The organism is Robertmurraya sp., from assembly GCF_036676585.1.
Taxonomy (GTDB): domain Bacteria; phylum Bacillota; class Bacilli; order Bacillales; family Cytobacillaceae; genus Robertmurraya_A.
The window spans coordinates 1-23,276 of the sequence record NZ_JAKFCQ010000045.1; the positions used below are offsets into that span (position 1 = coordinate 1).

18 protein-coding genes and 1 pseudogene are annotated in these 23,276 nt (G+C 37.8%); 5 read left to right on the forward strand and 14 right to left on the reverse strand.

Annotated features, from left to right (window positions below; all coding sequences use genetic code 11):
• From helD to ACGLXV_RS05590, 4 genes are all read right to left on the reverse strand, one after another.
• The coding region (helD, locus tag ACGLXV_RS05575; RefSeq protein ID WP_391557873.1) for an RNA polymerase recycling motor HelD at nucleotides 1-1,210 on the reverse strand (1,210 nt) is incomplete at its 3' end.
• Between the two features lie 146 nt (nucleotides 1,211-1,356).
• Complete coding sequence (locus ACGLXV_RS05580) at nucleotides 1,357-2,598, reverse strand: MFS transporter (protein WP_391557858.1); 1,242 nt, start codon at nucleotides 2,596-2,598, stop codon at nucleotides 1,357-1,359.
• A 124-nt stretch (nucleotides 2,599-2,722) separates the two neighbouring features.
• Complete coding sequence (locus ACGLXV_RS05585) at nucleotides 2,723-3,676, reverse strand: Gfo/Idh/MocA family protein (protein WP_391557859.1); 954 nt, start codon at nucleotides 3,674-3,676, stop codon at nucleotides 2,723-2,725.
• A 150-nt stretch (nucleotides 3,677-3,826) separates the two neighbouring features.
• Nucleotides 3,827-4,063, reverse strand: coding sequence for a hypothetical protein (locus tag ACGLXV_RS05590; protein ID WP_391557860.1), 237 nt, complete (start codon nucleotides 4,061-4,063; stop codon nucleotides 3,827-3,829).
• A gap of 132 nt (nucleotides 4,064-4,195) precedes the next feature.
• Between ACGLXV_RS05590 and ACGLXV_RS05595 the strand changes: the two genes are divergently transcribed.
• On the forward strand, nucleotides 4,196-4,807 hold the full coding sequence (locus tag ACGLXV_RS05595; protein WP_391557861.1) for a YczE/YyaS/YitT family protein: 612 nt from the start codon (nucleotides 4,196-4,198) through the stop codon (nucleotides 4,805-4,807).
• Between the two features lie 19 nt (nucleotides 4,808-4,826).
• Here ACGLXV_RS05595 and ACGLXV_RS05600 read toward each other — a convergent pair whose 3' ends face one another.
• Nucleotides 4,827-6,218: a PAS domain S-box protein gene (locus ACGLXV_RS05600; protein WP_391557862.1), complete on the reverse strand. Its 1,392-nt coding sequence runs from the start codon at nucleotides 6,216-6,218 to the stop codon at nucleotides 4,827-4,829.
• Nucleotides 6,219-6,354: 136 nt separating this feature from the next.
• On the opposite strand from ACGLXV_RS05600, the gene ACGLXV_RS05605 reads away from it, so the two are divergent.
• Both ACGLXV_RS05605 and ACGLXV_RS05610 read left to right on the forward strand, forming a co-directional pair.
• Entirely contained in the window at nucleotides 6,355-7,392 is a 1,038-nt protein-coding gene (locus ACGLXV_RS05605) for a M42 family metallopeptidase (RefSeq protein ID WP_391557874.1), read from the forward strand.
• A gap of 91 nt (nucleotides 7,393-7,483) precedes the next feature.
• Entirely contained in the window at nucleotides 7,484-7,642 is a 159-nt protein-coding gene (locus tag ACGLXV_RS05610; protein WP_162927765.1) for a hypothetical protein, read from the forward strand.
• A gap of 96 nt (nucleotides 7,643-7,738) precedes the next feature.
• Here the strand turns inward: ACGLXV_RS05610 and ACGLXV_RS05615 are convergent, their stop codons facing one another.
• Nucleotides 7,739-8,512, reverse strand: a complete 774-nt coding sequence (locus ACGLXV_RS05615) for a C40 family peptidase (protein ID WP_391557863.1) — start codon at nucleotides 8,510-8,512, stop codon at nucleotides 7,739-7,741.
• Nucleotides 8,513-8,957: 445 nt separating this feature from the next.
• Here ACGLXV_RS05615 and ACGLXV_RS05620 point away from each other — a divergent pair, with 445 nt between their 5' ends.
• The gene (locus ACGLXV_RS05620; RefSeq protein ID WP_391557864.1) at nucleotides 8,958-10,613 is read left to right on the forward strand and encodes a glutamine--tRNA ligase/YqeY domain fusion protein; all 1,656 of its coding nucleotides are present in this window, start codon (nucleotides 8,958-8,960) and stop codon (nucleotides 10,611-10,613) included.
• Nucleotides 10,614-10,748: 135 nt separating this feature from the next.
• Entirely contained in the window at nucleotides 10,749-11,210 is a 462-nt protein-coding gene (locus tag ACGLXV_RS05625) for a CBO0543 family protein (protein ID WP_391557865.1), read from the forward strand.
• 33 nt (nucleotides 11,211-11,243) lie between these two features.
• Here the strand turns inward: ACGLXV_RS05625 and ltaS are convergent, their stop codons facing one another.
• From ltaS to ACGLXV_RS05665, 8 genes and pseudogenes are all read right to left on the reverse strand, one after another.
• The gene (gene ltaS, locus ACGLXV_RS05630) at nucleotides 11,244-13,238 is read right to left on the reverse strand and encodes a lipoteichoic acid synthase (RefSeq protein WP_391557866.1); all 1,995 of its coding nucleotides are present in this window, start codon (nucleotides 13,236-13,238) and stop codon (nucleotides 11,244-11,246) included.
• A 238-nt stretch (nucleotides 13,239-13,476) separates the two neighbouring features.
• Complete coding sequence (locus ACGLXV_RS05635; protein ID WP_391557867.1) at nucleotides 13,477-14,106, reverse strand: precorrin-2 dehydrogenase/sirohydrochlorin ferrochelatase family protein; 630 nt, start codon at nucleotides 14,104-14,106, stop codon at nucleotides 13,477-13,479.
• 18 nt (nucleotides 14,107-14,124) lie between these two features.
• On the reverse strand, nucleotides 14,125-15,594 hold the full coding sequence (gene cobA / locus ACGLXV_RS05640) for a uroporphyrinogen-III C-methyltransferase (RefSeq protein ID WP_391557868.1): 1,470 nt from the start codon (nucleotides 15,592-15,594) through the stop codon (nucleotides 14,125-14,127).
• 48 nt (nucleotides 15,595-15,642) lie between these two features.
• Complete coding sequence (gene nirD, locus ACGLXV_RS05645; protein WP_391557869.1) at nucleotides 15,643-15,963, reverse strand: nitrite reductase small subunit NirD; 321 nt, start codon at nucleotides 15,961-15,963, stop codon at nucleotides 15,643-15,645.
• Nucleotides 15,964-16,039: 76 nt separating this feature from the next.
• Entirely contained in the window at nucleotides 16,040-18,475 is a 2,436-nt protein-coding gene (gene nirB, locus ACGLXV_RS05650; RefSeq protein ID WP_391557870.1) for a nitrite reductase large subunit NirB, read from the reverse strand.
• A gap of 205 nt (nucleotides 18,476-18,680) precedes the next feature.
• On the reverse strand, nucleotides 18,681-21,389 hold the full coding sequence (locus ACGLXV_RS05655) for a tetratricopeptide repeat protein (protein ID WP_391557871.1): 2,709 nt from the start codon (nucleotides 21,387-21,389) through the stop codon (nucleotides 18,681-18,683).
• A gap of 238 nt (nucleotides 21,390-21,627) precedes the next feature.
• On the reverse strand, nucleotides 21,628-22,875 hold the full coding sequence (locus ACGLXV_RS05660) for a M20 family metallo-hydrolase (RefSeq protein WP_391557872.1): 1,248 nt from the start codon (nucleotides 22,873-22,875) through the stop codon (nucleotides 21,628-21,630).
• Nucleotides 22,876-22,894: 19 nt separating this feature from the next.
• Nucleotides 22,895-23,276, reverse strand: a pseudogene (locus tag ACGLXV_RS05665) (alanine dehydrogenase); the annotation flags it as partial.

Here is a 23,276-nt window from a genome sequence, read left to right on the forward strand (position 1 = left end):
CGCGTTTATGTTTACGAATTTCTTTTAATAACCATTCTTTTAGGTCTTCCATTCGACTTGGGATACTTGCTTGTTTATCTAGACGATAAAACTTTTCTGTTATGTCTTCAGCTGACAAAAGAACTTTTCCTTTGAAAACGATCGGATGAAACTGTAGGCCTGAATGGTTTAGTTTTTGAATATAGTCATCAAGAATATTTTTATAATCAAGACTCGACTTTAACTTAATACTCTTCATTCGTAGCTCGTACGAACTGATCTGTTCGGAGGAAAGGAGGCTTTCTAGCTGCATGAAAGAATCCTCAAGCTCTAATTTTCGACCTACTCTTGATGAGAGAAATTCTAAAAACGTACTTTGCTGCATGTTCTCTTCACCAAGCTCTGGCAAAACCGTTGACACATAACTATTGAACAATGGATTAGGTGAAAACAGCATAATGTTTTGAGAGGTAATTTTCCCGCGATATCGGTAAAGTAAATAAGCTACACGCTGTAAGGCTGCGGATGTTTTTCCACTTCCAGCAACTCCTTGAACAATTAAAAGTTTGCTTTTTTCATCTCGAATGATTCGATTTTGTTCTTTTTGAATTGTCGCAACGATACTTTTCATTTGTGAATTCGCATTATTTCCTAGTACTTCCTGTAACATTTCATCGCCAATCGTGATTCCGGTATCGAACATGCCTTGTATAACACTGTTGCGAATTAGAAATTGACGTTTTAACTCAATGATGCCTTCAATCGTCCCTTCTGGTGTGATATATTTTGCCTCTCCGGGGGAGTAATCGTAATAAAGGCTGGATATCGGTGCTCTCCAATCAAATATAAGAAAGTCTTCATCTTTTTCATCCATTAATGAACTAATTCCTATGTAAATAGATTCGGTAGCTGGTTCGTTGTTTTCTAAAAAGTCTACGCGACCAAAGTATGGTGAATTTTTCAACCGAAACAAGGTATTGATTTGTTTATCGAGTTGACTTTGGCTTCGTTCTCTTTCTAATAGAAGCTGGGCTTGTTGTTTGATGCTTGAGAATGTTTCTGCTAAATCATCCGCTTCGTCCGTATTCACCGTTACGTCATTCCAAAAGTTTTGCCTAATTTCAAGTGCATCTCCACCAACTTTCTCGAGATGCTTAAAGATTTTGTTTGATTTATAATCAATTACTTTTATGATCTCATTAACTCTTTTTTGCTCAAGTTCTCTTTCCATTTCCACAAGCGATTCCCCCTTCATCTATCTGCATACCTTATTTCTTGTGAAAGAAAATAGTCACCCTCGGATGAAGATGACTTGTTACTTATATGCCGATCTCTTTTTGTTAGTATAGACCGAAAAGGGTCATTCTAGAACAATGGTTAGTTAGACGGAATAAGCGTGTTTTGTTTGAATTTTTCTTTTTTCATGAAAACGTAAAGCGCTAAGAAAAGAAAAGCATTAAGTCCACGCAATACCGTTGCTGTCGTCATGGCCATGTCCATAGATGTGGTTTCAAGTAAATATACCCCAAACTGAGGAGCAATAAAAGCCACAAATGCTAATAACACATTGTAATGTGAGATACATAAGCTTCGATTGTCTTCTTTTGTTACTTCTAGCAGTTGATTAAATAAAATCAAAACCGTGCCTGATACGAAGAAACCTGACAACCCGTTCACTATTAATAAGTATACTAGATTGGTAGACAAAACGTTTAAAATAGGGGCGGTTGCCATCCCGACCGACACAAGAATCATCATTTTCGCATTGCTATGCTTGTCTGCCATTCTTCCCCACCACTTAAAGCTGACAATTTGTGCGACCTGATTGGCAACAGCAAATAAGCTAATCCATAGACCCGTAGCCATGGCATATTTAATCTGGTAAATGCTAAAAAGTGACCAAGCCATTTGCCAAGCAAAGTTAAAGAATAATCCACAAACTAAGAAATATAAAAATGGCTTGTGCTTATATACATGAAATCCGAGTCCTTTACTTTTGGTCACAGCTTTCTTTTCTAGCTTTGGTTCCTTATGTTTAAATAAATAATACACTTCCACTAAACCAAATAAAAAGGCAAGAAAAAATAATACTTGGTATGGCAATGGATTTGAAGGATGAAAATACTGTAAAGATAGCCCGATAATAAAGGTTGAAATCATTCCTACCATTGTTAATATACGATTGCGGTTACTAAAGAAATTACTTCTCCGTGACTCTGGTATCAAATCTCCAATCAAAGATTGCCAGCTTACAAGAGCAAATGAACCTGGAAAATTCATCAATCCAACTAGTATGACAAAAATCCAGCTTCTGTAATCACCAGGAATATATATTACGAATGTCATTAATAAAAGAAACAAACGAGTATACAGTATGGATAAGGCAGTAAACTTCTTTTTCTCATTTAATCTCCCTAATAGGATCGAACCCGCAATCATCGCAAACATTCCGATAAATTGAGGAAGCGAATTCATTAATCCGATCTGATAATTACTTGCTCCTAAGGCGCTGATGGCAAATAAAGTGAAGTAATTATTCGTAATATTTGTGACGATCGTTGAAGCGATTCCATTTTGAATGCTAAGCTTTTCATTGTACTCATACGAAGAATGTTTCATACACTCAGCTTCTTTCTTTTTCCATTTTCACTATTCAAAAATTATCATACTCCCAATCGGTTTCTCCTTGCAATAGGAATCTTTCGAATACCGAAAAAAGACACCCTGCGAGGTGTCTTTTGTGCTATTTTTTCAACATTTTTTCTAACACTTGTTGTACTTGATAGCCATGTTCAAACGTTACTATTTTTGCTTCTTTTCCTTCAATGGCATTAAGAATCTCCATAACAATATCATGCTGCTCGGTCCTTTCAATCGGTAGAACCGTAGTGGGCTTATCTGGTGAACTCATAGAAAGCTGGCTCCAGTTTGTTAAGTCAAGCGTCCCCTTTTCTCCAAACACTTTAAACGAGAGATGTTCCTTCTGTCCAATTCCGCTTACACCGTTAAATAATACGGTTACGCCGTTTTGAAGCTTCATATGTGTGACAAATGAGGTTTCACACAAAGACTCGTCTTCAGGATATTCGACAAGTGATGTTACGTCGTGCAGTTCTCCAAGCATATCGTGAATCATGTGAATATAGTGTGGTGCGACTTCCCTTATATAGCCGCCTTGCTCACGGCTAGAAATCCAATTATTTTTCTGCCAAGCACGAGGCCATTCGGTAAAATGTAAATGAACCTCTACTCTTTTTACCTCCCCGATTTCTCCAGATACCACTTTATCTTTAAATAATTGGTACACATTTGTATACACCATTGGAAAATTCATCGCATGTGTAACTTGAGCTTCCCTTGCTGCTAGGAGCATTTCGAGGGCTTCATTTAATGAATTGGCTAACGGTTTTTCACATAATACATGCTTCTTTTGTTTTATTACGTATAAAGCAATTTCATGATGATATTTGGGAGGGACTGCAATATATACCAAATCAATCTCATTTTTCTGTAACATGTCTACATAGTCAGTATGGAGTGAAACGTCTTCGAGGTCTTCTTTGAGCGTCTGTAATTTTTCAGCATTCTGATCACAAACAGCAACGAGCTCCACGCCTGAATGGTACTGGAATTTACGTAGAACACGTTCTCCAATCGCACCAATTCCAATCATTGCTACCTTTACTTCCTTTTTCATGTCGACACCCCAAATTTTTTAAACATTATATTCATTATAGCTTCTCTTAATGATTTTTGAAATTTTGAATTATTTCTATACAAGTAGACGATACAAGGGTTTGTCCTGTTACAAAAACAAAAGCGAACTTGTTGTCCGCTTCACTGTTTTTTATAAATTATGTAAAACCATAAACAAACGCTTATTTCTTTGTTCTCTCTCTTCTTGTGAAGAAAGATCGTATTTTTTTAACAAATGAAACACATCATTTAAGATGTCTTGAGTATGTTCATGGGTAAAAAATGCTTCAAAAGAGGAGATCATGTCTGACGGTAAATACTCTTTTTGAGATTCGTATTTGTTTCGAACGTCTTCAATGGGATGATTAAGTTTGCATTTGTTTTCCAAATTAGGTACCTCCAGTATGTGAGTTATATTTTCTACTATACGCTTTAGACCATCTTTAGTACAATTGGCAAGTTGTATGTTCACACTTTGTGTGGAGATAATAGTTTGTACAAGTACAAAAAGGAGCAGCTTATGAAAAACAGAATTTTATTTTTTCTTTGTGGCATCTTGATTCTTACTTTTGGTGTGTGCCTGATCATTCAAGCAGGTTTGGGTGCTGGCGCTTGGGATGCGTTGGCGATTGGAGAAGCACGTGTATTTGGCCTTAGCATGGGTACATGGGTATTAATTAATGGTATTATCCTAATTATTATTAATTCCATTCTTCAAAAAAAGAAGCCGGAATATTTAGCGGGTCTTACGATTTTATCGATTGGTTTATTAATTGACTTTTGGTTTTTTGTCCTATTTAATCATTATCACCCGGGGTCACTTCTATTGAAGGTCATCTCACTTATTTGTGGGATTCTCATTTTGGGTCTAGGTATATCCATTTATCTTCAGGCCAAGCTACCATCAAGTCCAATGGATGTATTAATGGTTGCGATTCATGAGCGCTTTGATCTCTCACTTGGGTTCGCGAGGGTGATCGCCGAAGGTTCAGCATTTATTCTTGCCCTTCTTTTCAAAGGAGAAATTGGAGTAGGTACGATTGTTGTCACGTTAACTCTCGGGTATGTGGTTCAGCATTTGCACCCATATTTTGAACAACTTTATCAGAAAAAAATGAGAGCTCACAGTTGATGAGCTCTCATTTTTTTATTTATGCTTCTTTTTCAATATATGGAATCGAAATCGTAACCGTCGTTCCCTCTCCTTCTTTACTTTCAAAGCTAATCGTCCCATCATGATTTTCTATGATATTGTAGCTTGTCATCAAACCTAATCCTGTTCCTTTTTCCTTTGTAGAGTAGAAGGGCTCTCCAATCAGTTTGATCCGTTCCTCTGGCATTCCACAACCATTGTCAATTATACGTATACAAAGGACCTCGCCCCCTTCTTCAAGGTTAACCATGATTCGTCCCTTTTCCTCGATGGCGTCTAAGGCGTTTTGTAACACGTTATAAAACACTTGTTTTAGGGAGTTGCTATCGCCATGAATCTTTTTATTTGACTGACCATTTTTTTGAAAAATAATTTCCTTTTTCGCTAAAAATGCCTGAGGTGTGAAAATTTGAATCACCTGTTCTAACAGTTCATTTACACAGATCGCTTCCTTCTTTCTTTCCGTTGGCTTTGCAAGAGAAAGAAACTCAGATAGGATGGATTCAATCCGACTGATTTCATTAAGTAAGATGGCTGAGTATTGAGTAGAAACCTCGGCTCCTGAGTTCAGTAACTGAATAAACCCTTTTATCGGAGTTAAAGGGTTGCGAATTTCGTGGGCAACGGCAGCAGCCATTTGCCCCACAACTGCTAATTTTTCCGACTTTCTTAGGAGTTCGTCTGTTTCCTTCCTATTTTGAATATTACGTGTGACTGTAATAAATTGCGATATGGAATTGCATTCATCATCGAGGACTTTTTTAATGGCCGTTTCCATCCATATATACGAACCGTTTTTCTTTTTTGCACGAAAGGCGATCGTTTGTTCTTCTAGCGTAACAACGTCCTGATCATCAGGATGAACGAGTTTCGGCGAGTAACAGCCAATCAGTTCTTCTGGCTCGTAACCTAGCTCTCCTTTGATGGAGGGACTAATATAAAGAATGTGACCATGAGAATCATGTAGACAAATAATATCAGAGCTGTTTTCTGCGAGCAGTCGGTATTTTTGCTCACTTTGCCGTAATCCCTCATAAATCTTCGTGAATTCAGTCAGATCGTACACCTGTCCTAAATAAAATACACGCTTCGTGTCACGGTCACGTATTCTAGATACTTTTAATCGACCTGTTTTAATGGATCCATTTTTATGTATGTAACGCTTCACCAACTCATATTCAGATATAATCCCCTTCTTTAATCTCTGAAATTGCCGATAATCCATTAGGTAATCATCAGGATGAGACACACTTTCAATAGTAAGAGAATCATACTCTTCTCTTGTGTAACCAAGAAATTGGCAAAAAGCATGATTGATTTCTAGATATGTTAAATCAGGTTCAATGATGACCTGTGGTAAACTGGACTGATGAAATATATCCCTAAACATCGGTTCTCTCCTTTTTAATTCTCGTTTTCCATCTATATCCAAATTTATCCTTTTATAAAACTCGCTGCTGTATTTTTTCCATTACGAATGCTACTATTTAGTTGAAAAGGAGGAATCATGCATGGCGTACATAGATATGATTGAAACATTAGATTTATTAACCGAGTTAGTCTCCATACCAAGTCCTTCAGGAAACACAAATGAAGTAATTACATTTGTTGAGCAGTTTTTAGAGGAAATAGGAGTTGAAACAAAAAGAAATCGCAAAGGTGGCTTACTAGCTACAATTAAGGGGCGTGTTGACAGTCATCACAGAATGTTAACAGCGCATGTTGATACATTAGGGGCAATGGTGAAGGAAATTAAGTCAAATGGTCGTCTAAAGATCGATTTAATCGGCGGCTTTCAATACAACTCCATTGAGGGTGAGTATTGCCAAATTGAAACACGTAATGGAAAGAAAATTACGGGTACCATTTTAATGCGCCAAACGTCTGTTCATGTATATAAGGATGCGGGCAAAGCAGAAAGAAACCAAGAAAATATGGAAGTTCGAATTGATGAAGTAGTGAAAAATAAAGAAGATGTTAGAAAGCTTGGAATTGAAGTAGGAGATTTTGTTTCCTTTGACCCACGAGTGGAGCGAACAGAAAGTGGTTTTATCAAGTCACGCCATCTCGATGATAAAGCAAGTGTAGCTATTATATTACAATTGATAAAAACGATTAAGCAACAATCGATTGAACTTCCTTACACCACGCATTTTCTTATATCTAACAATGAAGAAATCGGTTATGGCGGCAACTCCAATATCACACCTGAAACCATTGAGTATTTGGCTGTAGATATGGGTGCCATGGGTGATGGTCAATCAACAGATGAATATACGGTTTCGATCTGTGTCAAGGATGCGAGTGGTCCGTACCATTATGAACTTCGAAAACATTTGGTGGAGTTAGCTGAAGAAAATAATATTGGGTATAAGCTCGATATTTATCCATATTACGGTTCTGACGCTTCTGCTGCGATTCGGTCTGGCCATGATATCGTTCATGGGTTAATCGGACCTGGTATCGATTCTTCTCATGCGTTTGAGCGTACTCATGAGTCGTCTATTGAGAATACAGGAAAGCTTTTGTATCATTACATTCAGTCTCAAATGGTGCAATCATAAGTAAGTAGGAATCTCTTATCTTCTACTCAGAATAGATGTTTATTGATAGAACATACTATCCATTGAGGTGAGTCATTTGAAAAATGAAGATATGACGAGTAGTGAATCGGAAATTAGACGAGCAAGCAAACGTGGTGCAGTTGAAGATATCATACATGTGGCATCAGATGAAGATGGTCATGATCTGCGTGTCTCCAACCGATTTGGAGCCAACTTAAAACAAGAAATCAACGATAGCGAAAACATGTAGTTCCAGAGCGAAATGGGCCTGTGAAAAAATAAAAACCCGTCCACCCAGTTATGATAATCATGAACTGTGTGGACAGGTTCTTCTACTTATATCACATTAAAAAGTAGTACGTGCTCCTAGGTAACGTGATTTCCAGTAAGTGTTGTTCATATCAGAAATCGTCACGCCTTGAGAAGAACTTGCATGGATAAATTGATTGTTTCCAAGATAAATACCTGCATGCGATGGACCTGCTTTATACGTTGTAAAGAAAACTAAGTCCCCTACTCTAGGTGCTGATACAGACTTTGTAGCTCCCCAAATCGTCTCCACTGTTCGAGGAATAGAAACTCCTACTTTTGCAAATACATAATTTAAATAACCGCTACAATCGAAACCAGATGGTGTACTTCCGCCCCAAACATATGGGACACCAATATACTTTTTCGATTCTGCAATCAAAGCATTAATCGTTGTTGAGTTTGAAGTTGTTGTTGGTGCAGTCCCAGACAATTTCAGTACTTGTCCAACATACAATGTGTTTGTTGTTAAATTATTTAACGCTTTTAATCGATCAACAGTCATACCATTTCTTGTCGCAATTCCCCAAAGTGTATCTCCAGCTTTTACTGTGTACGTAGAAGAAGTGGTTGTTGTTTCGTGTGTGTGGGGTGCAAGTAATGTTAATGTTTGTCCAACGTATATGCTAGAAGTAGAAAGCTTGTTCCACTCCATAATTTGTGAGACTGATAGATTATTGTTTAAAGCAATTCGGTAGAGAGTATCTCCAGAAGAGACTTTATATGTTTTTTCATGCGCGCTCGCTGTACCATTGAAGGATGTGAAAAGTAAACCTGCTGTCACTGCGGCTGCAAATAGTTGTTTTTTCATGTATTCCCTCCTGTTAGCTCTTGTTGATACCTTAATGATAGTTGGTATTTTACTAGAAAGGTATAACTAATAATTGGAGGGGATGTTATATACAACCATGTATGGAATTTTTAATATATCTTAGAAAAAGGAGCCTTTTATATTACATGTAGATTACAGCACGGAATGTATGGCTGTAATTGTTTGTGATAGTAATGTTACAGGAATATTACAGGAGTGGAATTTTTCTGGAAAACTTTTTTGAATTTGGTCAATCTTACTAATAAAAACGTTTGAATGGTAGGTATCGAGTTTCCTGTAAATGAATATTAAAATAATTTTCTGAAAACAAGTCTTGACATTATTAACAAATCGCAAATATTAAGGGTTTTTAATTATGTTGCTGATATATTATAATGAAAGACAAAAGATATTTAAAACAGTTACATAGAAAGGCTGATTCTGGTTGGAAACTTCAAATTTTATTAAGACAATTATTAAGGAGGATATAGAATCGGGAAAACATAAAGAGATTATTACCCGCTTCCCTCCTGAACCAAACGGATACTTACATATTGGTCATGCAAAATCGATTGTGATTAACTTTGGTTTAGCTGACGAGTTTAATGGACGTACAAATCTACGCTTTGATGATACTAACCCATTGAAAGAAGATCAAGAATACGTTGATTCTATTAAGGAAGATGTAAAATGGCTTGGCTTTGAGTGGGAAGAGCTTCGATTTGCTTCAGACTACTTCGAGGAAATGTATGACAGAGCCGTATTATTAATCAATAAAGGTCTTGCCTATGTGGATGATTTAACAGCTGATGAAATTCGTGAATATCGTGGAACACTTACGGAGCCTGGGAAAGAAAGCCCCTATAGAACTCGCTCAATTGAAGAAAATCTTGATTTATTTGCTCGTATGCGCAAGGGAGAATTCGAGAACGGTCAAAAGGTACTTCGTGCAAAAATTGACATGAGTTCACCTAATATTAACCTTCGTGATCCAGTTATTTATCGTGTTTCACATGCAAGTCATCATAATACAGGTGACAAATGGTGCATCTATCCTATGTACGCTTTTGCACACCCACTAGAAGATGCAATTGAAGGTGTTACCCACTCATTATGTACAACGGAATTTGAAGATCAACGCCCTCTTTATAATTGGGTTGTAGAGCAATGTGAAATGGATAGCCAGCCACAACAAATTGAGTTTGGTCGCCTAGGGCTTACCAATACGGTAATGAGTAAGAGAAAACTAAAACAGCTTGTTGACGAAGGCTTTGTAGATGGATGGGACGACCCTCGAATGCCAACGATTTCTGGATTACGAAGAAAGGGCTATACTCCAGAAGCCATTCGTGAGTTTGTAAAAGAAACAGGAATTTCAAAAGGGTCAGGTGTGGTCGATTCTGCTATGCTTGAGCATTTTGTTCGTGAAGATCTAAAGTTGAAAGCACCAAGAACGATGGGCGTGCTTCGACCGTTAAAAGTAGTTATTACGAATTATCCTGAGGGCCAAGTAGAGATGCTTGATGCAGAGATAAATCCGGAGAATCCTGACATGGGGATCAGACAAATTCCGTTCTCTAGAGAAATATATATTGAGCAAGATGACTTTATGGAGAATCCTCCAAGTAAATACTTCCGCCTCTTCCCTGGTAATGAAGTGAGACTTAAGCACGCTTACTTTATTAAATGTGAAGAAGTCGTCAAGGATGAGAATGGTAATGTCGTTGAAATCCGCTGTACGTATGATCCGGAGACAAAGAGCGGAACGGGCTTTACGGGAAGAAAGGTTAAGGGTACTCTACATTGGGTGGAAGCATCACAAGCGATTCCAGCTGAGTTTCGTCTGTATGAGCCACTTATCTTAGACAACAGCGCTGAGGATGAAGAGGAGTCAGAAAGCAAAACCTTCCTTGATAACGTAAATGAAAATTCATTGCAAAAAATTAACGGATTTATTGAACCAAATATGTCTGACATCAAGGCACATGATAAATTCCAATTTTTCCGTCATGGTTACTTTAATGTAGATCCAAAGGACTCAAAGCCATCACATATCGTATTTAATCAAATCGTTTCATTAAAGAGTTCGTTCAAATTATAAAAAAAGAAGGTCAATCCTACTAACTGGATTGACCTTCTTTTTGGTTCGCATGAAATTCTCATTAAAGTTTGGTAATAATAGAAAAGTAATAGAAAACGAAAAGAATTCATCATGCTATAGAGATGGGGGGATGGTATGGAGAAGAGAATATTAAAGGGTTTATTAATAATGGGATTATTTCTTGTACCTTTTACTATCAAAGGTAAATATACAAAAGATTGGATTATTATTTTCTTATTAAAAGGATTTTTTTCGAGTATTATGGATACCTTCTTAACTAGACAGAATAAAGTGTCTTATCCTAAGCGATTTTTGCCTGAATATTTTCAGATTAATGTTTTATTTGACTATTTACTCTTTCCGATCACTTGTGTACTTTTTAATCAATCTACCTATAATTCGAACGTGTTAGGAATCATGATAAAAGCTCTATTATTTAGCGTCCCTATGACGGTTATTGAGGTGGTCTTTGAAAAAAATACGAAATTAATTAAATTTAGTAATCAATGGTCTTGGATTCATACGCTCTTCTCTGAAATGTTAACGTTTATGGGGACTCGACTATTTATAGGTTTAGTTAGAAAATATAGCAAATAAAAACTGCAAGGAGAATTCTCCTTGCAGTTTTTATTATTCGCTTATCTCTTCATTGGCTGGTACTTCAGTTTCTTCAGTTTGTTCATTTTCATCGGTTTCTACTTCAGTTTCTGTTTTTGTCTCAGCCTTGTTTGTATAGTCATAATCATCAGGATTTACCGGTGTAAAACCATCTGGTGTATAGAAACGAAGCAAGTCTTTATTTACAATCACGTCAGATGTACGGAGCTTTTCTTCTGTTTGCTCCTTCATGCGAGTGATCTCTTCTGTTTCCTCGATGCGCTCTCCAGTTGCTGTATTGTAGAGTCTACCATCGATATAAGTAACAGATTCACTAATGAAGTTTCCGTTACGGAATGGTACAACGGCATCATGCTGTGGTGAAAATAAATCAGTACCAAGCTGTACATATTCCTTCGTGCTTACACCAAGTAGATGTAGAACAGTTGGCATTAAGTCGATTTGACCACCGTATTGATGCATCGTTCCACCTTCAACACCTGGAATGTGTATGAAAAGTGGTACTCTTTGAAGTTGTGCACTTTCAAATTCATTTACCTCTTTATCAAGCACAATCGACATGGCTTTATTATGATTTTCTGAAATACCATAATGGTCACCATACATAACGATCATTGAATTTTCATATAAACCACTTTCCTTCAGGTACGTAAAGAATTCGCTTAAAGCTTCATCTAAATAACGTGCTGTTTGGAAATAGTTATCAACCGAAGTGTCTCCAGTTGTATGCTTTTCGATTGTTGCTTCCTCTTGGTCCATTGGATATGGGAAGTGGTTCGATAAAGTAATAAATTTAGCATAGAAAGGCTGTGGTACTGACTCTAGTAATGAAACAGATTCCTGGAAGAACGGTTTATCTTTAAGACCGTAGTTAAGGACATCTTCTTCTTTTGCATTGTAATAGCTTAAATCATAAAACTTATCGAAGCCAAGTCGCTTATAAATTTCATCGCGGTTCCAGAACGTACGATTGTTACCATGGAACACCGCTGATGTGTAACCTTGTTGTCCAAGAATGGCAGGTGCTGCTTGGTACGTGTTACGTCCTCTAGTTGAGAAAGCAGACCCTTGTGGTAATCCATATAATGAGTTTTCTAACATGAATTCAGCATCAGCAGTTTTCCCTTGCCCAGTCTGATGGAAGAAATTATCAAAATAAAACGTATTGGAATCTCTCGTTAAAGAATTCATAAACGGAGTTACTTCTTGTCCGTTTAATTGGTAGTCAATTAAGAAATTTTGAACAGACTCTAAGTGAATGTAGATCACGTTCTTCCCTTTTGCTACACCAAATAATTCTGGGTTTGGCTCAGCGTATAACGCTCTTGTGAAGTTTTGTACTTCAGTAATATCGTCTGTGTCTGCCATTGCACGTTGAGCAGATACACCTGTGCTTTGAATCGCGTCATAGATGGTAAAGTTGTACATACCTAAATATTTAACGATATAGTTACGGTCAAATGTTCTTGTTAATAACTGTGGACGATCTGTCTCAGCAAGTCCAAGATTGACTGCGAAGAAACCAAGACCAGTAAGAAAAACTAGAGCAAGTTGTCGTCTTTTTAATTTTCCAACCATCGGTGTTACTCGCTTAGTTAGTAACAGTGTAAGCAAAATCAATGTGTCTACGAAATACAATGAATCAGTTGGTCGAAGTAACGCTAAAATACTCCCTCCAAGATCCGATGCGTTACCTGTTTGAGTTAATGTTGGCAACGTTATAAAATCAGAGAAAAAGCGGTAATACACAATGTTAGCAAACAATAAGAAAGTAAGAAGGAAATTAAAAGTCACTAGCATCTTTAGTGATCTTTTCCCCTTGAAAAATAATGCAAGTCCTAGAAAGAGAATTGCAGAACTAATTGGGTTTATAAATAACAAAAACTTCTGTATTCCATTATCAAGATCCAAGTTAAATTCAAATCGATATGCTCCGTATGTTTTAATCCACAAAAGAATAATTGCCACAATATAAAATTGTACATGTGTTAATTTTTTGTTAAGCATATTTAGTCACCTCTTCATCATTAAAACCTTTACTATAATAGCTCATTTTTAGTAATTGTCAATATCTTAAATAGTAGCGAGTAACAAACAATAGTGTACAACATAGTTATTAACAAATTGTGACGACTCTTGTCTTTTCTTAAAAAATATTTAATATTCTCTTTAAAAATGCCATTAATATTTAGCATCATGTTTACAAAAACAGATTATACCATAAAAAAAAGGAGTAAGGCACCCCTTACTCACAATTATTAATCATATTTTTGTAAATTTTTTGGAAGCGCTTTTCTCTCTCTTCCGTACGAAATATCGGATCTTCTACTAGCAATGAGAGCAATTTTTTTCTTTTACCTACGTCCTTTACACGCTCTTGAATATAGGTACGCTTTTCCATCAGGAACTCTATATAATCTTCATATTCTTCACCATATCTGGCCTCTAGCTCATTTTTAATTTTTTTTGATAAGCTTGGACTAGCACCTGAGGTCGTAACAGCAATGGCAAGCCTCCCTCTTCTAACGACAGAAGGTACGATTACATTAGAAGAGGAGTGTTCATCAGCAAAGTTTACGAGTTGATGGGGACTGATCCCTTTCTGTAGTTCACTACTCACATATGGATCATTGGTAGCAGAGATAATGTAGAACGCATCCTCAATATCACTTAGTTCAAAATCCTTCTGAATCCAATGAACCGAACCATTGTTTACATAGGTAAGAATTGACTCAATTATAGTGGGACTTATGATGGTAATGACCGCTTCTGATTTCAATAATCCTTCTAGTTTACGAGCAGCAATTTGTCCCCCGCCAATTACGTATACCTTTTTGTGTTTTAGATTTAAAAAAACAGGATATAAGTTCTCCATTTCATCACCGTTTGCTATTTAGGAATCAGACTTATTAACTAAAGTACATACAAGGGATGGGATGGTTGCTTCTTTTGTTTGCTCTGCCCCTTGTATATTATGTGTTAGAAGCGCATCCATCGTTTGATTTCCTAAGCAGTATATTTCTAGTTCTTTTACCATATCTATTGTTAGAAAATCAGTTTTTTCAAGTGCTTTTATCAATATTGGTACAGAAGCGGAACTCGGAAAGATTACTGTATTAAGCTTAGAGTCGTCAAGCATACGCTTAAAAATAGGAAGATAGCTTTCATCTACTTCTGATATTGAGGTTGTAAAGGTATCATAATTCCCAAAATTCAAGACGTTTTGACTAGTTTCTTCTATATTATTACTATTTCCAATAAGGAGGATAGTCCCTCCTTTTCTTAATTTCTCAATTGGATTAGCGAGCAGTCCTTTATTCAACAGTTGATTTACTGATTTCCTCGACAAGCCGTACAAATCAGCTTGAATTGAGCGAATATCTATTTTCTCTTCCATCAATATTTGAAAGAATTCGTCAACACTCTCAGGAGACGTAAATATGATGGAAGAATACATAGAAAGCTTTGATAAAATGAGGTGATCTGGAGTGATTTTTACGCGTTTCCATTTAGGGAATTCAATCACGTCAGCCCCTTGTTCTTCTAATGCCTTTGCTAGATTGCTTGTGCTTATCCCTGTACGTGGAAGCAATATCTGACGACCAAATAATGGTTTTTTTTCAAACCAGCTGATTTTTTCTCTAAGAGAAGCGATATTTCCTACAAGTGTGATGGCTGGATTCGTAAACTTTTCTTCCTCTACACGCTGAACGATCGTTTCAAGTGTACCTTCCAGTGTTTTTTGACGGCCAAATGTTCCCCACTGTATGAGCGTGACTGGTGTTGAAGCTGGTTTGCCATGTGAGAGTAAATTCGTACATATATGCGAAAGATTGCCTACTCCCATGTAAAAAGCAATCGTATCGATTCCTTTTGCAAGGCCTTCCCAATTGAGTGCGGATTTTCCATCTTTTGATTTATCATGAGCAGTAACAATGGCAAACGATTCACCATATTCTCGGTGGGTTACTGGAATACCGGCATAAAGAGGCGCAGCAATTCCGGAAGTAATTCCTGGAATCATTTCAAACGAAAGCCCATTTTGAGCTAATGCCTCTGCTTCTTCTCCTACTCGTCCGAATACTCCAGGGTCTCCTCCCTTTAAACGAACGACGATTTTTCCTGCAGCTGTTTTCTCTACAAGAAGATCATTTATTTTTTCCTGCCTGAGGGTATGACGATCAGGGAGCTTTCCACAGTAGATAAACTCACAATTTGGAGGTGCAAAATCCAGAAGCTTTGGGTTTGCAAGCCGGTCATATAGAATAACCTCCGCTCTTTGAATGGCTTCTAGACCTTTTACTGTAATGAGACCAATATCCCCTGGTCCTGCTCCAACTAAAAATGCTTTTCCTGTTGTCATACAAACTTCCTCCCCTAAGGCAAATGGGGGCGAAGTCGCCCCCATCCTTTATATTAGTAATAAAATGCGATTATCCTCTACTTCTACTTCATACGTTTTTACTTGTCCTTCGTCTGGTGCTTGCACCTTACCATCATTCAAAGAGATTTTCCAATCATAAAGTGGACAGTATACATAGGTTCCACTAACTAAGCCATCTGCCAATGTGCCTCCCTTTGGATGTGGACTTTTGTTCTCAACCGCTTTTACCTCTCCAGTTGATAATTTAAATAGGACTATTTCTTTTTCGCCAAGTCGGATCACTTTTCCTGCTTGATGTGCTAAAGTTTGATAATTTCCGACATCAACCTTTGTTAATGTTTGTGGCATATCAATCACCAAAACCTTTCATTTAATTTTACCCATCATTTTCATCTTCGTAAATAATAATTTTTCACTTACGATATTAGACTAAAACTTCTGGAATTTCCTCTGTTTTGTAGTATTTTTCACGAATTTGTTGATTTTTCAATGCTTCATTCCAAGGCTCTGTGTATCTAGTTAGAGAACGATCAAGTTTTGCCGTTAATTCTTTTCTTACTTCAGCATCCTGCAATACTTCTTTTACATGATCTAACCCCACACGTTCAATCCAAGTAGATGTACGCTCTAGGTAATTCGCAGTTTCACGGTAGTATTGAATATAAGCACTAATCATTTCCATTACTTCTTCTTCAGTCTTTAACGTGAAGAGAAGGTCACCAGCACGAAGATCGGTTCCTCCGTTACCGCCTACATACAATTCAAATCCGCCATCGATTCCGACTATCCCCATATCTTTAATTCCTGCTTCAGCACAGTTACGTGGACATCCAGATACTCCCATCTTGAATTTATGTGGAGTGTCTAGACGTTCAAATTTCTTCTCAAGGTCGATTCCTAGTTGCATTGTATCTTGTGTACCATAACGGCAGAATTGAGATCCCACACATGTTTTTACCGTACGTAATGTTTTTCCGTAGGCATAACCAGACGGCATTCCAAGGTCTTCCCAAACATTTGTCAGATCTTCCTTTTTTACACCTAGTAATGCGATACGCTGTCCACCCGTTAGCTTTACAAGCGGTATATTGTACTTCTCAGTTACCTCAGCAATTTTCTTTAAGTCCTCAGCATTCGTTACACCACCGTACATTCTTGGAACAACAGAGTATGTGCCGTCCTTTTGAATGTTTGCGTGCATTTTTTCGTTAACCAGTCGAGAGTCGCGTTCATCAAGGTATTCTTCAGGATGCAGCATACCTAAATAGTAGTTAAGAGCAGGACGACATTTGCTGCAGCCTTCCTCGTTGTTCCAGCCGAGAACATTCATGACTTCTTTTGTACTCATCATGCCTTTTTCTTTAATTTCAGCAACAACCTCGTCACGACTTAATGTTGTACAGCCACAGAGAGTCTTTTTATTAGCTTTTGTTGCATCAAAAGAATCACCCAATGTGTAAGCAAGAATCTCACCAACAAGGCCTTTACAACGACCGCAAGAACGTCCGGCGTTTGTACAGCTAGATACTTGATCAACTGTTGTAAGTCCTTTTGTTTGAATGGCTTCCACGATGGTTCCTTTTGATACACCGTTACATCCACACACAATCTCCGTATCTGGCATAGAGTCAACGCTCATGTCTGCTTGACCCCCGCCACAGCATCCAGAGTCTAAGATGCTTGCGCTTGTTTTACCACTTACATCTTCTTTATCAACAAGCATGCGGAACAATTTTGTGCTATCCTTTGTGTCACCGTATAGAACAATCCCTACCACTCGATTGTCTCTTACTAGTATCTTTTTATAGATGCCTTCAAATTCATTGTGAACTTTAATTGCTTTTGTTGATTTATCATCAATAATTTCACCCGCAGAATACAGATCAACATCAGATACCTTTAGTTGGGTCCCTGTAACCGATCCCTCATAAGGTGCAACCTCTAAACCGAGTATTCTCTGTGCTAAAACCTTCCCTTGTTCATACAGTGGGGCGACCATTCCATACGTGATCTCTCTATGTTCTGCACATTCCCCAACCGCATATACATTAGGTGTATTTGTTTCCATAAAGTCATTTACGACAATCCCACGGTTTACGTTAATACCAGCATCTTTTGCAAGCTGTGTATTTGGTTTAATTCCAACCGCCATAACGACTAGATCTGTTTCGATTTCTGTTCCATCGCTAAATCGAAGACCTGTTACGCGGTCATCTCCAAGAATTTCACTCGTTTGTTTTTCGAATAAGAACTTCATTCCTTGAGCTTCAAGTTCTTCTTTCAGCATCGTTGCAGCTGTCTCATCCAGCTGTCTTTCCATTAGGTGTGGCATCAAATGAACCACATGTACGTCCATACCAAGGTCAATTAAACCTCTTGCAGCTTCTAGACCAAGAAGGCCACCACCGATGACTACTGCTTTTTTATGAGTACGAGCTACTTCCATCATATTTTCACAATCTTGGATATCTCGAAAGCCTGTTACGCCTTGTTTATCAGCACCTGGTACCGGTAGGATGAATGAGCTTGATCCTGTTGCAATAATAAGTTCATCGTAAGCAACGATTCTTCCCGTTGAAGAAACGACTGTCTTTAATTGTGGATTGATTTTTGCAACTGCTTCATTTGTATATAAAGTGATATTATTTTCACGGTACCATTCCCATTCATTTAGAAAAATGTCATCTACCGTTGTTTTCCCTTGCAATACATTTGATAACTGAATTCGATTGTAGTTTGGATATGGTTCGTTTCCAAAGATTGTTATATGAAAAGCATCGGGTGTTAGTTTTAGAATCTCCTCTACTACTCTTACTCCTGCCATCCCGTTACCAATAAGAACTAAATGTCGTTTTTCCATTTTGTTATGTCCTCCCCAGCCTGAGCCTTATGCTCGTTAATTCACAATCAACTTGATAGCTCTATTTTAACTTCTTTTATGTTGAAAACTTGTGAAGTTTGTCACACTTTCGTGAACTATGTGAAGGTATTCACATTTTGTTCAAAAATTTAGGGGAGATGAATGAAAAAAGCTGATGCATATGTTTGCACCAGCTTGAAAATAATTATACTTCTTGTTTGACTTTAGGAAGTCCAGTAAACAGGAATTCATATTGCTTATAACGGACCGTGAATAGCTTAATTGGATCCTCAAAAGCTGTTGGATTTTGCTGAAGCTTTGTTAAAGATTGCTCATACTGACTGATCTTTTCTACTAAGTCTTCTGCCGTATGTGTTAACTCATCCTTTGGCTTTTGAAAAAACGATTCTAAATCCCTTTGTATTGCCATAGCAAAAAAATGATAAGGAGCAAAAAACTGTTTACTTACTTGTTTTGCTACTTCTGAATAATCTTCCGTTTCCACATAGCGCTTGTATTTTTGCTGCAGCATGGCTTTATTTTGACCGATGCCAGCGAATAGCTTACCTGCGCCCTTTAGTAATAATTGTGTTGGATTATGTTTTAACATAATGTTGATGTGTTCTAATTGAACACCACTTGTCAACCGCCCAGTGTCTCTTCTCCAATCATGAAGTAATTGATCATCTACTGGAAATTGAAATTTTTCAATTCCGTATAAGCCATTAAAACTTGTAGCCATTTCGTCTAAATAAGCGCGAATCTGCTGAAGTTCCTCTTTCGTAAGACCAATCCATTTTTGAAGCGAGGAGTAGAGCTTTGGAAGGGTGGTGTTTTGTAAATATTCCTCCATGCGCCTGTTCATTTCCTCGTTTAATTGAAGATGGATAGTGGCAAGGTTGCTTTGATCCGTAATAGATTCAGCTGTTGTCTTTAGTACATTAGGTATGTCTGCTTCTACTTCTGCAGAAAGTTCCTGCAGGATCGTAACATAATTGCTCTTCAGTCTTTCTCCGACTTCCTGTTCTAAATCACCAAGCTGCATGGAAGCTCCACTAACCTTAGCTAACATTTCTTTGTTCCATTGAATTACATCGATTAATTTTTCTTCTTTATCAGCTCGTTTAGCTAACAGATAGTGAAGTGTTTCTTTAATAAAGTAAAGCTCTTTTCTTGTTCTTTTTTCGTTGGCTTGCTCGCTGTTAATATCGGATAAAATGTCACTCCAGTCCACAGCCTGAGAAGACGTGTATGGGTAAATGTCAGCATTCGGGAAGATAGGATTCAGGTTTTTCCTTATGGTTTCCATATAATAAGAAACGCCAGTCTCTTCTTCTACCGCATTTGGGATCGGAAGGATAAAAATGAACGTATGATCGTTAGCTTGCTGGTTCATTTGCTTTATCACATTCAATTCCATATCGTTTAAGGGATTTTCCTCATTTAAAACATAAATAATGCTATCAGCCATGTGTAAGTTAACGGAAAGAGAACTTCTTTCTTGAACTGTTCCACGATACGGTGGTATGGACATTAATGAGGTGTTTGCTGCTTTTAACAGTTCATAAGGTCCTTTAGAGTGGATGTAATGATCGGTTGACCCAATTTCCGTAGGACTGCTTACTTGTTTGGATTCCACAGAGTTCACTTCAACTAATTCAGACTCAGGCAAGTAGCTATACAACGCTAATTTGGAAGACAATTGGTTTACTTGTTCATGTCCAAGCACATCACTTAAGATCGTTGTCTGTAGCTTGCTTGTTCCTGTAAACAATGTAATGGTGCTTTGCTTATTTTGTAAATTCCCCATGATCCATTTCAACTTATTACTTACCGGAAGATCTTCTTCTTCAGCCCAAGTAACGATACTAGAGAACAATTGTTTTGTCTGGTGCACATCAATTAGTCCATTTGGAGCTGAATTGGATAATGCATGGTTTGCTTCCGTAACGGTGTCTTCATTGATCGTTCCAGGGAAAACTTCATTCCATGCAAGTGCTGCACATGCGGTAAAGATAAAATGATTTGAATCTGCGAAACGCATCCAATTTTTCAGCAGTAATGGAATGATTTCTTGAATCTCGTTCAAGGAATACTTTCCATTTAAAAATAGCTGAAATGTTTTTAAGTATTGCTGAGATAACAGCTTCCATGATAACTGTTCAGGGAGCTCAGATTGTAGCAGTAATGAATTAAGCTCGCTTACCCAATCGAGTAGCTCTGATTGTTCTTCGTAATTTTCCCACAGCTTAAAAACAATTTTTTCGAATCGAATGCGATCAAGGCGTAACAAGTACGATAAAAATGGCGTGTACTCTTCAGGTTTGAAAATTGTGGTTCGTTTTTCATCGCAATATCTTTTAATGACATCGATCCATTCTGGAGAGTTGGTACGCATAAATTCTTTCATGGCAAGATTCATTGCGTTAGCCCAATCTTCTATTTCTTCAAAGAAGAGACGGGCAAGTTCAGTTACTCCTGGATAGTCGGGATGGTTGTTAATGATTTCGCTAATAATAGACGTTGATTCATGGGTACGACCGTCTTTTACGTATAGTCTAAATAGCTGTAACGAGACTTCTGTATGAAGTACGATGGACTCGGTACTTACTCTTTTATAGATTTCCTCTGCAGTTGAGTATTGCTCTAACTCCAAGTAAGCATCAGCGATATTCTTTTTGGCCCATGGTGCTAATTCATTTTGAATGCTTTCCCATTTAAAGATCGCTGATTCAAAGTCTTTGTATAGGAAATACAGTTCCCCTTGCGCGAATCGAATGGGTGTTAAGTCAGGTACGTCCTTTTGTTGCTCCTTATAATAAGCTTCCCCAAGCGAACGTACGGGGAAATCCGTTTCTTGTTCAATTAGGGTTTGATAATATTTTTTCTGAACGAATAGCTTCTCTGATGTCATAATAATTCCTCCATATTTTTTCTCCCCATTCATTTTAATAACCGATAGAGTAAAATATGCTATGTTGCTATGTAACTCTTTATGGATTCTGTTAATTATAATATGATTCTACATATTTCGGAGAGAAATCTCCTTTTATGTCGTAAAATGAACAAAAACACCTAGCTCAATAGAACTAGATGTTTATATGTTCATCTCAGACGGACAAACGAAGAAATTTGTCCACGAACGGTGTCAGTCACCCTTTGTAGTTGGTGACGGTGCGGTAGAGTAACTCGGTTCCGAGTGAGATATCTTCGATCGTTGAAAATTCCTTTGGATTGTGACTGATTCCGTCCTTGCACCTCACAAAAATCATGCCGTATTCGCATGCATAAGACATAGAGAGAGAATCGTGAAAAGGACCACTCATTAATTCAATCGGTTTAAGACCGATCACTTCACTTTGTTGCCTCATGATATTCATTAATCTTTCAGAGCAATACCTTGGTTCGCTATTGGTATCCTCGGAAATGGTACAACGTAAACCATGTGTTTCCGTTATTTCCTTGATTTGATTTCTTAGTTTTGCTTCAAGCACATGTCTTCTATTAATATCAATATCTCGTAAATCGACGGTAAAGGTTACTTTCTCAGGGATAATATTGCGAGAGTCCGGGAAAACCTGTAGACTTCCGACAGTTCCAACAGTTGGCGCACTTGGGTCCTGACTGACCAGCTCGTTTAGTGCGACAATTACTTTAGCAGCACCAACTAATGCGTCTTGTCGCATCGACATCGGAACAGACCCAGCATGACCGGCAAATCCTTCTAACTCAACAGAAAGCCAAAGTGGGCCAGATATACCCGTCACAATTCCAACAGGAACCCCCTTTGCTTCTAAAATAGGACCCTGTTCAATATGAAGCTCTAAGAAGGCACCAATGCTTCCTTCTTTATACTCTGATTCCTTAAATCTAGTTGGATCACAGCCGAACTCGATTAGTGCATCTCTTCTTGTTACACCATTTTTGTCCTTCCTCTCAAGCTCTCCTTCTTCTAGCTTGCCAAGAATTCCTCTGACCCCAAATAGACCTTTGTTAAATCGACAACCTTCCTCATCACAAAAGGCAACTACTTCGATGGGAGTATCAGGGACTATGTTTTTTTCTATCATCGTTTCGACAACTTCTAGAGCTCCTAATACACCAATTACTCCATCAAATCTTCCTCCATATGGCTGTGAGTCGATATGTGAGCCAACCATTAAAATAGGTGCATCAGGATTCTTTCCTTCTAGTCTGCCAATTAAGTTTCCAAAATGGTCAATTCGTGCAGCTAATCCAGCATCCTCCATCCACCTTTTAACGGTGTCAACTGCTTGCTTATCCTCCTTCGAAAGTGCTAAGCGACAAACGCCTGTTTCGGAAATCTTTCCAATCTCCGCAAGCTCATGTATTCTTTTTTCTAGTCGTTCCTTATTGATAGAAAGTGTTAGTAACGTCATCTATATCCCTCCTTGCCTATTAGATGGTTGAAACGTACGGAAGATTATGTGCCATAGCAACACCCTCGTAAACGACCTTTCCATCAATGACATTTAATCCTTTAAATAAGGCCTTGTTTTCTGCAAAAGCAATTTTATAGCCTTTGTCTGCTATTTCGATAATATATGGTACAGTGACATTTGTTAGCGCAATGGTTGACGTTCTAGGTACAGCCCCAGGCATATTGCCAACTGCATAATGGACGACACCATGCTTTGTGTAGGTTGGATCGGCATGAGTGGTCACATGTGTAGCCGTTTCAAAGATTCCTCCTTGGTCAATGGCGACATCAACAATGACAGAGCCTTCTTCCATAAGTCGAACCATTTCTTCTGTTACTAGTTTAGGAGCTTTCATACCA

What these genes read in the sequence shown, in the direction of transcription:
- ACGLXV_RS05580 (WP_391557858.1), bottom strand. Translation starts at nt 2,598, where the DNA reads ATGAAACATTCTTCGTATGAGTACAATGAAAAGCTTAGCATTCAAAAT.
- ACGLXV_RS05585 (WP_391557859.1), bottom strand. Translation starts at nt 3,676, where the DNA reads ATGAAAAAGGAAGTAAAGGTAGCAATGATTGGAATTGGTGCGATTGGA.
- ACGLXV_RS05595 (WP_391557861.1), top strand. Translation starts at nt 4,196, where the DNA reads ATGAAAAACAGAATTTTATTTTTTCTTTGTGGCATCTTGATTCTTACT.
- ACGLXV_RS05600 (WP_391557862.1), bottom strand. Translation starts at nt 6,218, where the DNA reads ATGTTTAGGGATATATTTCATCAGTCCAGTTTACCACAGGTCATCATT.
- ACGLXV_RS05605 (WP_391557874.1), top strand. Translation starts at nt 6,355, where the DNA reads ATGATTGAAACATTAGATTTATTAACCGAGTTAGTCTCCATACCAAGT.
- ACGLXV_RS05610 (WP_162927765.1), top strand. Translation starts at nt 7,484, where the DNA reads ATGACGAGTAGTGAATCGGAAATTAGACGAGCAAGCAAACGTGGTGCA.
- ACGLXV_RS05615 (WP_391557863.1), bottom strand. Translation starts at nt 8,512, where the DNA reads ATGAAAAAACAACTATTTGCAGCCGCAGTGACAGCAGGTTTACTTTTC.
- ACGLXV_RS05625 (WP_391557865.1), top strand. Translation starts at nt 10,749, where the DNA reads ATGGAGAAGAGAATATTAAAGGGTTTATTAATAATGGGATTATTTCTT.
- ltaS (WP_391557866.1), bottom strand. Translation starts at nt 13,238, where the DNA reads ATGCTTAACAAAAAATTAACACATGTACAATTTTATATTGTGGCAATT.
- ACGLXV_RS05635 (WP_391557867.1), bottom strand. Translation starts at nt 14,106, where the DNA reads ATGGAGAACTTATATCCTGTTTTTTTAAATCTAAAACACAAAAAGGTA.
- cobA (WP_391557868.1), bottom strand. Translation starts at nt 15,594, where the DNA reads ATGACAACAGGAAAAGCATTTTTAGTTGGAGCAGGACCAGGGGATATT.
- nirD (WP_391557869.1), bottom strand. Translation starts at nt 15,963, where the DNA reads ATGCCACAAACATTAACAAAGGTTGATGTCGGAAATTATCAAACTTTA.
- nirB (WP_391557870.1), bottom strand. Translation starts at nt 18,475, where the DNA reads ATGGAAAAACGACATTTAGTTCTTATTGGTAACGGGATGGCAGGAGTA.
- ACGLXV_RS05655 (WP_391557871.1), bottom strand. Translation starts at nt 21,389, where the DNA reads ATGACATCAGAGAAGCTATTCGTTCAGAAAAAATATTATCAAACCCTA.
- ACGLXV_RS05660 (WP_391557872.1), bottom strand. Translation starts at nt 22,875, where the DNA reads ATGACGTTACTAACACTTTCTATCAATAAGGAACGACTAGAAAAAAGA.